Origin of the sequence: Trichormus variabilis 0441 (genome assembly GCF_009856605.1) — a bacterium.
Lineage (GTDB): Bacteria > Cyanobacteriota > Cyanobacteriia > Cyanobacteriales > Nostocaceae > Trichormus > Trichormus variabilis.
On record NZ_CP047242.1, the window covers coordinates 3,972,685 to 3,988,320 of the forward strand.

Consider the following 15,636-nt stretch of genomic DNA (forward strand, 5'->3'; position numbering starts at 1 on the left):
AAAAATAGTGTTTTTGCTTGCCACTAACACAGAAAAATAAAGGAAGCAATATGTATAAATTATTACAAGCTGTACATTCACATATTAGATGTCGCTATTTAACAAATTAATGTCGCAAGCTTTAAAGCATAAAACCCTTTCCCCGTAAGGATTTTATAGATTTATATGATTGTATAAAAGTGACTAGAGATTTTTCATGGTTTTCACAAATTGAGGTCGCAAACCCGATAATTTCACAATTTAAGAGTCGTTTATTTTCTTCAGCCAGACAACCTAACGTTAAACGGCTTCACGAATTAGATGTCGCATTCCTGAGAGTGGCAATATATTTACTTACTCTAAAAGATAAAACCTGATTAATGGCAGTATGGCTGCATCAGTGCTGGAAAATTAACTGTCTTATCCTATTTCAGTGTATAACTAAAAAAATTAGCTACTAATCTTACATAACGAGGTTTCAGTTGTGGCGTTTCAACCTGAAGACATTCTAGAGGGTGGCCGTTCGATTCGTCCTTTCCTTCCAGAACTTTTAGGAAATGATGCGGTTCAAGTAGACAAGCAATTGGCTGAACTTTTAGCAAAAGCTATGGCTGGACAGCAAGTCGAGCAGCAGATTTTAGAAATACTCAAAAGTCACCCAGATACTCGCAATTGGATAGCGGAGTTTCTTAGTAATACTAAATTGGGAAAGGAAGTATTAATTGAATAACTGAGGTCAAATTTGGCAAATCCAATCAAACCCAACCTTGCCATGAACAATTTGAGGGTGAGACATTAACCATTGACAACGAGAAATTAACACAGTTTCTAGTTCATCGAGAGTAGAAAACATCTGATTAGCAACAGCTTCACGTAGAAGCGACCAAACACACTCAGTCGGTTGGAGTTGAGGTGTATAAGCAGGCAGAGGAAACAGAATGATACCAGCTGGCAACATTAATTGTTTACTGGTATGCCAACCAGCTTGATCAACAAGCAAAACAATGATTTTGTGATGATGAGGATTGACTTCAGCGGCAAAAGCATCTAAAGCCATTTGCATGACAGCAATGTTGACTCTGGGTAAAATCAAGAAAAAACTCTCGCCAGTAGCTGGATGGACAAATCCATAAGTATAAAGCCATTGGTAACGAGTGCGATGCACAGCATTGGGACGATGACCTACTGGTGTCCAAACTCGACGGACGATGGGTTTGAGGCCTAATCGAGCTTCATCTTCTGCCCAAACTTCAACTGATTTGTGCGGATGGAGGAAACGTAACAATCGCACAAACTCCGTTAACTCAGTTTTAAACATCTGTCTTTGAACAAAAGTTGCCGCCTCAGTATGCAGAGGTCGTGGTTGTTGCAGACTAAATCCTAGCCTTTTGAGGTAATCCCAAGCTGTAGTGACATGGAGTGTAATTCCAAACTGTACTCGGATCAATTCCCCTACTTTTGGCGCACTCCATAACCCCCCATCTTCTGGTGGTGAAGCTAACCTTTGGCGCAACCACTGTTGTTGCTCGTTTGTGAGTGCAAGTTTTTTTCCTCCTGGTTTCAGTTTCTGTTGATTGATGATTCCGTTTGCTCCTAGCTTGTTGTATCGCCGCACGATTTTTCTCACCCAGTCCCCTGAGAATCCCACAATCTCTGCTACCTTTTGCGCTGACAACTGTGGTTGTTGATTGAGCAATTTAATCACTAACCATCGGGTTTTCTCTTGTGCATCTTCACATCGGCGATAACTTTGTTCTATTTCTTCTGTTGATAGATGCTCTGTTAGTTTTATCCTGGGACGTACCATTTTTCTAGCCTTTTTCCCTCTGCTTCAAATGATACTACCTTTCCCTATTCAGTATAAGCAGCAGGTATCAAAAGGTTTTCAGCCACTTCCAGGTCAAGGCCAAGCATTATCTGCTCAAAAGTATATATGTCCTCAAGGGGACTACGTTTGGTATCGTCGGGTTGTTGGAGCGACAATCCCAACCTGTCCTACTCATGGTGTCCTGCTAATACCTGCTGATCAGTAATAAAAATATGCCAACCAAATTTTTGGAAAGTCTGGGTGGAAAACTTGCAGAAAACTGGGCTGCAAACATACTGACACCAGCCTTTGTCTTTTGGATGGGGGGACTATTAGCTTGGGTCTGGCGTTTTGGTCGAAAACCTTTGGAAGATTGGCTCAAGCAGCAACCAGAATCTTTGCTAATTGCTGTTACGGTAACTGGTTTGCTGGTGATTGCTGTCTCAGCTTTTGTGGTTCAAAGGTTTGATTTATCTGTTTTAAGATTTTTAGAAGGCTATTGGTCTCGGTGGTTGCAACCTTTTCGACGCTGGATGATACAGCAACAAGAGCAAGATTTTAAACGAAAAGATAAGCGTTGGCAAACTCTGGCTGATGAAAAAGATATAACTAATGAGGAATTGGAGGAATATGTGATGTTAGATGGACAACTTATGCAGTTTCCATCTCAAATTAATAGATTCATGCCTACAAAGTTAGGCAACATTCTTAGAGCGGCTGAAAGCCGTCCTTATGATAAGTATGGCTTGGATGCTGTAATTTGCTGGTCTCGCCTCTGGCTAATATTACCAGATGGGGTAAAGAAAGAATTACAGGAAGCACGGTCAAGTTTGAACACAGCAGCCCGTTTTTGGCTCTGGAGTTTGCTGTTTATCGTATGGGCTGTTTGGGCTTGGTGGGCTGTTCTTGCTGGGTTGCTGGGGATGGCATTTGCTTATAACTGGGCTGTTGATGCAGCAGGAGTCTACTGTAGCTTGTTGGAGTCCGCTTTTGATTTGTACCGCTTAGAACTTTATAAATCCCTTCGTTGGCCAATACCTATTAATCCTAAGCAAGAGCGAGAGTTAGGTAAGCAATTGACAAATTATTTATGGCGAGGTTCTGATGACGACAGACCAATATTTAAGCCTCTACAGTGAAAGTGACTGTATTATGGGCAATGTCTCTAAAAAATCTCAGTAAAATTAAACACTCGCTAAAATTTTGATAAATTTTCCCAATTTCACCAAAAAGTCCCATATTAATGAGTAGAGATGCTTTAGTTGTTGGCATTAATAAGTATAGTTTTGCAGGCTTGTCAGGTTTAAAATCGCCTGCTAAGGATGCAGAAGCGATCGCCAAGCGACTTAGTGAAGCTGGAAATTTTCATGTCAAGCGATCGCCACAATTCTTAGATCCGTTTGAAGATCATGCACCACGGGTAGCAGCAAATCAAGAACTCAAGCTGGCAGACTTAGAAAAGGCTTTAGAAGAATTATTTTATCCTGAAGGCAGGAGCATCCCAGATACCGCGCTGTTTTATTTCTCTGGGCATGGTCTTCGTAAAGAGGGACGCATTAAGGAAGGATATCTGGCAACCAGTGATACAAATCCTGATGTGGGCAACTGGGGACTGCGATTAAAGTGGCTGCGGGAATTATTGCAAGAAAGCCCAGTAAGACAGCAGATTATCTGGTTGGACTGTTGTTACAGTGGTGAACTACTCAATTTTACAGAAGCTGACCCAGGCGATCGCGGCAATACACGCGATCGCTGTTTTATTGCTGCTTCCAGAGAATTTGAGCCAGCCTATGAAAATGTTGGTGGAGCCAGTAGCCTACTGACAAGCGCAATTTTGCGCGGATTTGATTTGGCTGATGTATCTAACCAATGGGTGACGAACGAAACATTAGTGGCATTCTTGCGAGAAGAATTAAAAACAGCACCCCAAAAATTCATTTCTAATAACCTGGGGTGTATTAATATTATTTTCAGAGCAGAAACAACAAAAAAACAAGCTGTTCAACCTGTTACACCAACTGCCAATCAACCAAACCAAACGGCTAAATTAGCAGAACAGTTACGAGCTTGGTTTACTGCCTTACGTTATGACTTTGAACAGTATGAAATTAACAATGAAACTTATTTTGAGTGGATTATTAATGTAATTAATCCTGTAGGACGCAAGCGGTATAACCGAATTTTGGTACGCGGCATCACTGGAGAAGCCGAAATGAAAGATGTTGCCGCCTTGCGACAGTCAGTCAATGCTCAAAGAACCGATATAGGTTGGCTCATTACAAACCGCCGTGTCAGTCGGGCTGCTAAAGATGAGGTGAGCAAGCAAGAAAACCAGGATTTGTTCTGCTACACCCTTGATGAGTTGCTGGATCGAGATGCAGATTTTAGTTGCTATCTCAACTGGTTGGAAGATGAAATTAAGCAACGGGGAATTGACCGCACCTATGTACCCCTAGCTTGTACCAAAGAGGAATTTGATCCCATCTCAAAGCAGAAAATGGGGATGAGCCGTTACGCCCAAGCTGATGGTTGGATTGATGGTTATGTTGATCGCTGGCTTGATGATCCTGCTAAAGAACACCTTTCCATTCTGGGTGAATTTGGTACTGGTAAAACTTGGTTTGGGTTGCATTATGCCTGGACTACCCTGCAACGCTATCGTGATGCTCAACGCCGGGGTGTAGAACGTCCACGTCTGCCGTTAGTGATTCCTTTACGGGATTATGCCAAAGCAGTGAGTGTAGAATCACTGTTTTCGGAGTTTTTTTTTCGTAAGCATGAAATCCCTCTGCCTGGTTATTCTGCTTTTGAACAACTCAACCGCATGGGTAAAGTGCTGTTGATTTTCGATGGCTTTGATGAAATGGCAGCTAGGGTAAATCGCCAAGAGATGATCAACAACTTCTGGGAACTAGCCAAAGTAGTAGTACCAGGAGCAAAGGTAATTCTGACTTGTCGAACTGAACATTTCCCCGAAGCAAAAGAAGGCAGAGCTTTGCTAAGTGCCGAGTTGCAAGCTTCTACTATTAACTTGCCTCTAGAAACACCGCGCTTTGAAGTGCTGGAATTAGAAAAATTTGATGACGAGCAAATTCGGCAGGTATTTGGGTTTCGTGCTGAAGCAGAGACTGTGGAACAGGTAATGAATAATTCGACACTGCGGGATTTGGCACGTCGTCCCGTAATGACAGAACTGATTATAGAAGCTTTGCCAGAAATTGAGGCGGGTAAGCCAGTTGATATATCACGGGTATATTTATATGCTGTGCGCCACAAGATGGAAAGGGATATCAAAGCCGAGCGTACCTTTACCTCATTAGCAGATAAACTCTATTTTTTGTGTGAACTGTCGTGGGAAATGCTCTCACAAGACCAGATGAGCATGAACTACAAAGAATTTCCAGACCAGATTCGGCGTTTATTTGGTTCTGTAGTCGAGGAAGAAAAGGATTTAGACCACTGGCATTATGACATGATGGGGCAGACAATGCTGATTCGTAATGCGGAAGGTGACTACAGCCCAGCCCATCGTTCATTATTAGAGTTTTTTGCCGCCTATAAGCTGGTGGCAGAGTTAGGTGTTTTAGCCCCCGACTTCACAGAACTGGCTCAAGCACAGTCTTGTTTAGACAAAACTGTTCCAGCAAGAGATTACACTTGGTCAGAATACTTTCAGCGACAGTGCCAAGAAGATGGACAACTGCTACCCATAGCACCCATAAAGTCATTTACCAACGCATCTTTAGAGAGGTTATGTAATTATTTGGGTACGTCGCCTTTGGCAAAAGCTTTGCTGGATTTAGCTGTGCCAATGTTAGATGAGCAGGTTTTTCAACAAATTTTATTGAGGCTGATTCAAGCAACCCGTGGTAAAACTCAGGCTCAGGTGGGTTATATAGGCGGCAACTTAGTGAAATTACTAATAGAAAGAAATCCTTACAGCCTGGAAAATTGTGATCTCAGTAATACTGTAATTCCGGATGTAAACTTTGCAAATGCCAGCTTCCGGTGGGTAAATTTGATGGGAACGAATCTCACAAACTCTGTTTTTGCACCAGTTCTGGGAGTGGTCTATTCAGTGGCATTTAGTCCAGATGGCAAAAAATTGGTGATTGGAGATAGTAAGGGTACTATACAGGTCTGGGAAACATTTTCTGGCAGGGTTTTGTTGTTTCTTCAAGGACATGAAAATGGGGTCAAATCAGTGGCGTTTTCCCCCGACGGTGGGCGCATTGTCAGTGGCAGTAATGACAACACAATCCGGTTGTGGGATGTGAATGGTCAGCCCATTGGTCAACCCTTCCGGGGGCATGAAGGAGGGGTCAATTCAGTAGCGTTTTCCCCCGACGGTGGGCGCATTGTCAGTGGCAGTAATGACAACACAATCCGGTTGTGGGATGTGAATGGTCAGCCCATTGGTCAACCCTTCCGGGGGCATGAAGGAGGGGTCAATTCAGTAGCGTTTTCCCCCGACGGTGGGCGCATTGTCAGTGGCAGTAATGACAACACAATCCGGTTGTGGGATGTGAATGGTCAGCCCATTGGTCAACCCTTCCGGGGGCATGAAGGAGGGGTCAATTCAGTAGCGTTTTCCCCCGACGGTGGGCGCATTGTCAGTGGCAGTTATGACAACACAGTACGGTTGTGGGATGTGAATGGTCAGCCCATTGGTCAACCCTTCCGGGGGCATGAAGGAGGGGTCAATTCAGTGGCGTTTTCCCCCGACGGTGGGCGCATTGTCAGTGGCAGTAATGACAACACAATCCGGTTGTGGGATATGAATGGTCAGCCCATTGGTCAACCCTTCCGGGGGCATGAAGATATGGTCTATTCAGTGGCGTTTTCCCCCGACGGTGGGCGCATTGTCAGTGGCAGTTATGACAAGACAATACGGTTGTGGGATATGAATGGTCAGCCCATTGGTCAACCCTTCCGGGGGCATGAAGATATGGTCTTATCAGTGGCGTTTTCCCCCGACGGTGGGCGCATTGTCAGTGGCAGTTATGACAACACAGTACGGTTGTGGGAGGCGAATGGTCAGTCCATTGGTCAACCCTTCCGGGGGCATGAAAATTTGGTCAATTCAGTAGCGTTTTCCCCCGACGGTGGGCGCATTGTCAGTGGCAGTAATGACAACACAATCCGGTTGTGGGATGTGAATGGTCAGCCCATTGGTCAACCCTTCCGGGGGCATGAAGGAAGGGTCTATTCAGTGGCGTTTTCCCCCGACGGTGGGCGCATTGTCAGTGGCAGTAATGACAACACAATCCGGTTGTGGGATGTGAATGGTCAGCCCATTGGTCAACCCTTCCGGGGGCATGAAAATTTGGTCTATTCAGTGGCGTTTTCCCCCGACGGTGGGCGCATTGTCAGTGGCAGTTGGGACAACACAATACGGTTGTGGGATGTGAATGGTCAGCCCATTGGTCGACCCTTCCGGGGTCATGAAAATGTGGTCTATTCAGTGGCGTTTTCCCCGGATGGTGGGCGCATTGTCAGTGGCAGTTGGGACAACACAATACGGTTGTGGGATGTGAATGGTCAGTCCATTGGTCAACCCTTCCGGGGGCATGAAGATTGGGTCAGATCAGTGGCGTTTTCCCCCGACGGTGGGCGTATTGTCAGTGGCAGTGATGACAAGACACTCAGGTTGTGGGATGTGAATGGTCAGCCCATTGGTCAACCCTTCCGGGGGCATGAAGATTTGGTCAGATCAGTGGCGTTTTCCCCCGACGGTGAGCGCATTGTCAGTGGCAGTTATGATGAAACCATCCGTATTTGGGATGCAGCTACTGGTGATTGTCTGCGGGTAATCAGCTATAAACTTTGTGCAGGGCTGAATATTACAGGTGTAACAGGGCTAACGTCAGCACAGCGCGTAGCATTAAAACTAATGGGAGCGATTGATAATTTATGAGTCGAGATGCTTTAGTTGTTGGCATTAATACTTATAATTTTCCCCAATTGCCCCGCTTGCGATCGCCTGCCAAGGACGCGGAAGGTATTGCTCAACGACTAAGTGAAGGAGATTATTTCCGAGTTTGGCGGCTTCCAGAATACCTTGACCCATTTGAAAATAATGCCCCTCGTGTAGCTCAGAATCAAGAAGTTATCTTGAGGGACTTAAAAACTGCATTAGAACGACTATTTCTCCCTGAAGGCAATAATTATCCAGACACAGCCCTGTTTTATTTCTCTGGACATGGTATTCGCAGTACAGGACGCATTAAAGAAGGATTTTTGGCAACTAGCGACACCAACCCAGATGATGATAAATGGGGATTATCCTTACAGTGGTTACGGCGGGTGTTGGAAGAAAGCCCAATTCGCCAGCAGGTAATTTGGTTAGACTGTTGTTACAGTGGCGAATTGTTGAACTTTGATGAAGCAAATCCAGGTGATAAAGGAAAAGCACGCGATCGCTGTTTTATTGCAGCTAGTAGAGAATTTGAAGAATCCTGGACAGATCCCAACAGTGACTACAGTGTACTGACGAAGGTATTACTCAAAGGGCTTGAGCCGCAAAGACAACAAGACGGATTAGTAGATAATTACAGACTAATAGATTTTATCAATCAGAACTTAAAGCAAGAAAAGCAACGTCCGGTATTTTATAATTCTGGCTTGCCCATCACGTTGGTTAAAAGTAAAACAACTGTAACCCAAAATACTGATAATTCTTTGCAACCGAACAAAAATCCCTATCGGGGTTTAGCCGCCTTTGACTTTAAACCAGAAGACATTCAGTTTTTTTATGGACGAACAGCATTAACAGATGAACTTTTAGAGAAACTCTGGCAGCAGAATTTTCTGGCAGTATTAGGAGCATCTGGTAGCGGCAAATCTTCAGTTGTAAGGGCAGGCCTGCTAAATGCAATTCAGCAAGGGGAGCGACGAGACACAGCCAATTGGCATATTCTGCCAGTAATTACCCCAGGAAATGATCCTTTAGCAAGTCTTGCAGCAGCGTTTATTAATCCCAATGAACCAGATGGGCGTAAATCTCGCCTTTGCCAAACTTATAGCCGTGAGTTACAGGAGGAGGGAGCAAAAGCCTTAGCAAAGTTAGTTGCTGATTACCAGCCAAACCCAGTGGTATTGGTTATTGACCAGTTCGAGGAGGTATTTACACTCTGCAACGACAGCCAAGAAAGACAGAAGTTTTTTGCTTGTCTCATGGATGTGCTGACTTCGCCTAATGAAACTGAAAACAATACTGCTGCCTTACGAGTTGTGATCACCATGCGGGCAGATTTCTTGGGCAAATGCCTAGAACAAGATTATGCCGGACTTGCCGAAAATATCAAAAATCATATTGCAACAGTAACACCTCTGAACCAAGAGGAGTTGCGAGATGCCATTATCAAACCTGCTGAACTGGTGGGACTAAGTGTTGAGGAAGCACTGGTAAGGAAAATGATTGCCGATGTCCAGGGTTCTCCTGCTAGTTTGCCACTACTACAGTATGCCCTGACAGAACTGTGGGAACTTTGGCATCAAGACTGGCAGCAGCGTGGGACGACAGCAGGTAAGACATTAACACTGACAAACTATGTTCAAATTGGTGAAGTCAAAGGCGCTTTAGAAAAACAGGCAGATAAAGTTTACAATACCCTTTCCGAGAAAGAACAAGCAGTTGCCAAACGAATCTTTTTAGAGTTAACGCAGTTAGGAGAGGGTACTGAGGATACCCGTAGACGAGTTCTTAAAAGTGAGTTGATTAATGACCAGCATCCAGAGGAATTGTTAGATCAGGTAATTTGCAAGCTGGCAGATGCTCGATTAGTGGTCACGAACAATATTGTGCTAAATGTAACCACAGTAGTACGAACCGAGAAAATGGGAGATACGACATCCCAACCCGTTGAGGTGGTAATAGATGTAGCCCATGAAGCACTAATTCGTCACTGGACAAGTCTGCGGTTGTGGCTTGATGAAAACCGTGATGCTTTAAGAACGGAGAGAAAATTGCAGACTGCCGCTAAAGATTGGCAGGATCACCAACAAGATAGTGCTTATTTGTGGTTAGGTGCAAGGTTGGCAGAAGCACAAGAGTATGAGCAGAAATACTTCAGATTGGGGCGACTAGTTCCCCTGAGCAAAAAATTTATTGAAGCTAGCAAAACAGAACAACAGCGATTAGAACGAGAAAAAGATGAACAAATTCAGGCATTAAACCAGGCACTAACTGAATCTCAACTACGAGAGCAAGCTATAAGGATACTTGAGTTATTACAAATTCAACCACAGGATGGCGTGGAGTCAGCTATTCAGGCAATAGAAGAAAATTTGAAACAACTGCCAGCAAATATATTGACAGTAGTGCAGAATAACCTGCTGCAAGCTATGGCTATTGTCAATTTACCTAATATTATCCAAGGGCATGAATCTGGGGTCAATTCAGTGGCGTTTTCCCCGGACGGTCAGCGCATTGTCAGTGGCAGTGGGGACAAGACACTCAGGTTGTGGGATGTGAATGGTCAGCCGATTGGTCAACCCTTGATTGGGCATGAAGGAGCGGTCAAATCAGTGGCGTTTTCCCCGGACGGTCAGCGCATTGTCAGTGGCAGTGGGGACAAGACACTCAGGTTGTGGAATGTGAATGGTCAGCCGATTGGTCAACCCTTGATTGGGCATGAAGGAGAGGTCAAATCAGTGGCGTTTTCCCCGGACGGTCAGCGCATTGTCAGTGGCAGTTGGGACAACACACTCAGGTTGTGGAATGTGAATGGTCAGCCGATTGGTCAACCCTTGATTGGGCATGAAGGAGCGGTCAATTCAGTGGCGTTTTCCCCGGACGGTCAGTGCATTGTCAGTGGCAGTTGGGACAACACACTCAGGTTGTGGGATGTGAATGGTCAGCCGATTGGTCAACCCTTGATTGGGCATGAATCTGGGGTCTATTCAGTGGCGTTTTCCCCAGACGGTCAGCGCATTGTCAGTGGCAGTGGGGACAACACACTCAGGTTGTGGGATGTGAATGGTCAGTCGATTGGTCAACCCTTAATCGGGCATGAATCTGGGGTCTATTCAGTGGCGTTTTCCCCAGACGGTCAGCGCATTGTCAGTGGCAGTTGGGACAACACACTCAGGTTGTGGGATGTGAATGGTCAGTCGATTGGTCAACCCTTAATCGGGCATGAATCTGGGGTCTATTCAGTGGCGTTTTCCCCCGATGGCCAGCGTATTGTCAGTGGCAGTTGGGATAACACACTCAGGTTGTGGGATGTGAATGGTCAGCCGATTGGTCAACCCTTGATGGGGCATAAAGCTGCGGTCATATCAGTGGCGTTTTCCCCGGACGGTCAGCGCATTGTCAGTGGCAGTGCTGACAACAAACTCAAGTTGTGGCGTGGTAGCTGGCAATCATGGCTGAAGGTCTGCTGTGACCGATTAGCTTACTACCTCATCTCTCACAACCCTGAGAACAATATTATGGAAGGATCTTGCGCTGTCTGTGCAAAATATGCTTGGAGTAGTGCAGAAATAGCAAAAATTTTGCAGCGACAAGCTTATGATTTAGCTTTTCAGGGCAAGGTAGAGCTTGCAATCACTAAATTCCAGCAAGCAATCGAGTACGATCCCAGCCTAAAGTTAGACCCGGAAACAGAAGCTCATAAGTGGAGCAGACGTTAGAAGTAAATAGTGAGCAATCTAACTCCAGACTTCTCTCCCCCTGAATTGGAAAACGTCATAGTTTTTTAATCGTAATCAATCTTCATCTGGTTGTAACATCTCAAAGTATTTTGAGAGGTCATTGATAAATAACTTTACACACGATAAGTTTAGTTTTGCACACTATATGTTAGTGTAACGATATTCGTACAATGTAATTCACAAGATAAATTGAGTCAATCCTCTGACCATAATCTCCAAGCTCAGAAGATATTTGATGCTTTACCTAATTAGCCCAAACTGCAAAATCGATTTTTGGTGAAAAATTATGGTTTCCCAACTTCAGCAACGAAACGATTATTCATTTGCAGACTATAGCAACTCGTGTTGGTTCATTGACTTTGCTTTATTGGATATAAATATTGCTGACACAAATGGTTCATTGATTGGAAGACCCTATTTAACTACAGCTATAGATATTTATTCTCAATGCTGTATGGGTTTATTTTTGAGTTTAAAATCACCAAATCATCAAGCGATAACTCAAGCCTTGCGTCACGCAATTTTACCGAAAAGTTACGATTCAGAATATAACTTACGTCATGAGTGGATAACCTACGGCATCCCGGCAGGCTTACAACTCAATAATAGCAGTCTTACAAATTCCTATTTATTACAAGATAAATTGTCTCAACTAGGAATTAGTATATATTCTCCCAAGTCTGGCTCAAGATTGAATGATTCTTTTACTGAAAAATTATTTTCTGAGATAAATAGATACCTAAGTTCAGATGCACTATCAAATCAAATATCTACTGACAATAATTCTTTCCTGACTTTGGGAGTTTTAGAAAAAATATTAGTGCTTTACTTCGTTGACAATTTTAATCAACAAATTCATAATGATTCCTCGCATCAAACACGTCAAGAACGGTGGGAATCAGGCTTAGGTTCTGCGTCTAAGATGATTGAAGAAAACTTTATCCACACATTGTTAACTTAACAATGTACCAACAATTACAAGATTCTTATCCTGCAAACGACGATGGTGCTGTTGAATTACAAAAGCACCAAAATTCTACGAAAACCTCTTCTAAACTGCCGTCAGAAAAGTTAATTACCGACGACGTAAAGCTGAGGATGGAGGTAATTCAAAGCTTAACTGAACCTTGCGATCGCAAAACATACAGCGAGAAAAAGAAAGAAGCTGCCGAAAAATTGGGCGTAACAATTCGTCAGGTAGAGCGATTGCTGAAAAAATGGCGGGAAGAAGGGTTAGTTGGGCTAGCAACGACACGCGCAGATAAAGGAAAATACCGCCTTGAACAAGAATGGGTAGATTTTATAATTAATACTTACACCAATGGTAACAAGAAGGGTAAACAAATGACCCGCCATCAGGTGTTTTTAAAGGTTAAAGGTGAAGCCAAGGAAAAAGGTCTTAAAAAAGGTGAGTATCCTAGTCACCAGTCAATTTATAGAATTTTAGATAAACACATTGAGGGAAAAGAAAGAAAAGATAATGCACGTAGTCCTGGTTATTCAGGAGAGAAACTCACCCACATGACCCGTGATGGTCGAGAGTTGGAAGTTGAGGGCAGTAATGATGTCTGGCAATGTGACCATACTCGCTTAGATGTAATGTTGGTAGATGAGTATGGAGTTTTAGACCGTCCTTGGTTAACTATTGTGATTGACTCCTACTCTCGTTGTGTAATGGGTTTTTATTTGGGATTTGATCACCCTAGTTCTCAAATTGATGCCCTAGCTTTGCATCATGCGATTTTGCCCAAGTCCTATAGTTCTGAGTACACATTGCGTCACGAATGGGTAGCTTATGGCAAGCCTAACTACTTCTACACTGATGGTGGTAAAGATTTTACTTCTATCCACACAACAGAACAGGTTGCAGTGCAAATAGGTTTTTCTTGCGCTTTGAGAAGACGACCATCTGATGGTGGAATTGTTGAACGCTTCTTCAAAACACTTAACGAGCAAGTATTAAATACTCTCCCCGGATATACAGGCTCAAATGTTCAACAACGCCCAGAAAATGTTGATAAAAATGCTTGTCTCACTCTCAAGAATTTAGAGATGGTATTAGTACGCTACATCGTTGATGAGTACAACCAGCACACGGATGCCAGGATGAAAGACCAATCTCGAATTGGGCGTTGGGAAGCTGGATCGATGGTAGAACCATATCTTTATAATGAATTGGACTTAGCTATTTGTTTAATGAAACAAGAACGGCGCAAAGTTCAAAAGTATGGCTGTATTCAATTTGAAAATTTGACCTATCGGGCAGACCATTTGAGAGGTCGAGATGGAGAAACTGTAGCACTAAGATATGACCCTGCCGATGTAACTACGCTTCTTGTATACGAAATTAATGCAGACGGCACAGAAGAATTTCTCGATTATGCCCATGCTCAAAGTTTAGAAACAGAACACCTATCTTTAAGAGAACTCAAGGCAATTAATAAGCGGTTAAAAGAAGCAAGCGAAGAAATTAATAATGACTCGATTTTAGAGGCAATGCTTGACCGTCAAGCTTTTGTAGAGCAAACAGTTAAACAAAACCGCAAACAACGCAGACAAGCAGCAAGTGAGCAAGTTAATCCTGTAGAGCCAGTGGCTAAAAAATTTGCTGTCCCTGAGCCTAAAGAAGTCGAGACTGACAGCGAACCAGATATGGAATTACCTAATTACGAGGTTCGTTACATGGATGAATTTTTTGAAGAGGATTAGGTAGAGAATATGACGGATGCAAAACCATTAGACTTTATTCAGGAACCCACGCGAGAAATCCAAGCTCACATTGAACGTTTAAGCCGCGCTCCTTACTTAGAATTAAACCAAGTTAAAAGTTGCCACACTTGGATGTATGAGTTAGTTATTTCTAGGATGACTGGTCTCTTGGTAGGAGAATCACGCTCCGGAAAGACAGTTACTTGTAAAGCTTTTAGAAATAACTATAATAACTTACGACAAGGGCAAGAACAACGTATAAAGCCTGTGGTTTATATTCAAATTTCCAAAAACTGTGGCTCAAGAGAGCTTTTCGTTAAAATTCTCAAGGCCTTGAATAAACCATCAAATGGAACAATTGCTGATCTGAGAGAGCGAACACTAGATAGCCTTGAAATACATCAAGTGGAGATGCTAATTATTGATGAAGCAAATCACTTAAAAATTGAAACATTTTCAGATGTACGGCATATTTATGATGAAGATAGTTTAAAAATTTCGGTGCTACTTGTAGGTACTACAAGTCGGCTATTGGCAGTAGTAAAACGTGATGAACAAGTTGTTAACCGTTTTTTAGAAAAGTTTGAGATAGATAAATTAGAGGAAAATCAATTTAAGCAAATGATTCAAGTTTGGGAACGAGATGTGCTTAGATTGCCCGAAGAATCAAAATTAGCAAGCGGAGAGAGCTTTAAACTTTTGAAGCAGTCAACGAATAAATTAATTGGTAGGCTGGATATGATTCTTCGTAAAGCAGCTATTCGTTCGTTACTGAGGGGTTATAAAAAAGTAGACCAGGGTGTTTTAAAAGAAATTATTACAGCAACAAAATTTTAAAATGAGAGAAAGTATAAATGAAAATAAGCAGTTTTGGTTAATCAGAGTTGAGCCGCTAGAAGGGGAAAGCATCAGCCACTTCTTAGGTAGATTTAGACGAGAGAAAGGAAATAAATTTTCTGCTCCTAGTGGATTAGGTGATGTAGCAGGGCTTGGGGCTGTGTTAGCCCGTTGGGAGAAGTTTTACTTTAATCCCTTTCCTACTCATCAGGAGTTAGAAGCACTAGCATCTGTAGTACAAGTTGATGTAGATAGATTGCGACAGATGTTGCCACCACTTGGTGTCAGCATGAAACACAGTCCAATTCGATTGTGTGGAGCCTGTTACGCAGAGTCACCTTGTCATAAAATCGAGTGGCAGTTTAAAAAGACTGTGGGATGCGATCGCCATCAGCTACGCTTGTTATCAAAATGCCCTGTCTGCGAAAAGCCATTTCCAGTCCCCGCCTTATGGGTAGATGGAATTTGCAATAGATGTTTTACGCCTTTTGCAGAGATGGCACAATATCAAAAGCATTACTAAATAAAAACTTTGGCTTTACAATAACAAGTCAACTTATTTGAAATATTGCGATCGCACAGCTTAGTCCATTTCTACAACAGGTCACTTCAACGCCCAAAGTAGTTAGAATGCGATCGCCTAATCC

9 protein-coding genes are annotated in these 15,636 nt (G+C 43.2%); 8 read left to right on the top strand and 1 reads right to left on the bottom strand.

The window, feature by feature from the left end; all coding sequences use genetic code 11:
• Window positions 1-463: 463 nt before the first annotated feature.
• Window positions 464-709 (top strand): hypothetical protein, encoded by a 246-nt coding sequence (locus GSQ19_RS16200; protein ID WP_011318967.1) that lies wholly within the window; start codon window positions 464-466, stop codon window positions 707-709.
• A 6-nt stretch (window positions 710-715) separates the two neighbouring features.
• Here the strand turns inward: GSQ19_RS16200 and GSQ19_RS16205 are convergent, their stop codons facing one another.
• On the bottom strand, window positions 716-1,786 hold the full coding sequence (locus tag GSQ19_RS16205; RefSeq protein WP_011316335.1) for an IS630-like element ISAva6 family transposase: 1,071 nt from the start codon (window positions 1,784-1,786) through the stop codon (window positions 716-718).
• Between the two features lie 233 nt (window positions 1,787-2,019).
• On the opposite strand from GSQ19_RS16205, the gene GSQ19_RS16210 reads away from it, so the two are divergent.
• The 7 genes from GSQ19_RS16210 to GSQ19_RS16240 all read left to right on the top strand — a co-directional run bounded on the left by GSQ19_RS16210 (window position 2,020) and on the right by GSQ19_RS16240 (window position 15,512).
• Window positions 2,020-2,925, top strand: coding sequence for a hypothetical protein (locus GSQ19_RS16210; RefSeq protein WP_011318969.1), 906 nt, complete (start codon window positions 2,020-2,022; stop codon window positions 2,923-2,925).
• Window positions 2,926-3,029: 104 nt separating this feature from the next.
• Window positions 3,030-7,703, top strand: a complete 4,674-nt coding sequence (locus GSQ19_RS16215) for a caspase family protein (RefSeq protein ID WP_011318970.1) — start codon at window positions 3,030-3,032, stop codon at window positions 7,701-7,703.
• Entirely contained in the window at window positions 7,700-11,422 is a 3,723-nt protein-coding gene (locus tag GSQ19_RS30025; RefSeq protein WP_011318971.1) for an nSTAND1 domain-containing NTPase, read from the top strand. The genes GSQ19_RS16215 and GSQ19_RS30025 overlap by 4 nt, the downstream gene beginning before the upstream one ends.
• Before the next feature lie 307 nt (window positions 11,423-11,729).
• Window positions 11,730-12,404 carry a hypothetical protein gene (locus GSQ19_RS16225; RefSeq protein ID WP_011318972.1) on the top strand — a complete coding sequence of 225 codons (675 nt, stop codon included), beginning with the start codon at window positions 11,730-11,732 and terminating at the stop codon, window positions 12,402-12,404.
• A 2-nt stretch (window positions 12,405-12,406) separates the two neighbouring features.
• Window positions 12,407-14,152, top strand: coding sequence for a Mu transposase C-terminal domain-containing protein (locus GSQ19_RS16230; RefSeq protein WP_011318973.1), 1,746 nt, complete (start codon window positions 12,407-12,409; stop codon window positions 14,150-14,152).
• A 9-nt stretch (window positions 14,153-14,161) separates the two neighbouring features.
• Window positions 14,162-14,989, top strand: coding sequence for a TniB family NTP-binding protein (locus GSQ19_RS16235; protein WP_011318974.1), 828 nt, complete (start codon window positions 14,162-14,164; stop codon window positions 14,987-14,989).
• A 1-nt stretch (window position 14,990) separates the two neighbouring features.
• Complete coding sequence (locus GSQ19_RS16240) at window positions 14,991-15,512, top strand: TniQ family protein (RefSeq protein ID WP_011318975.1); 522 nt, start codon at window positions 14,991-14,993, stop codon at window positions 15,510-15,512.
• Window positions 15,513-15,636: the final 124 nt, after the last annotated feature.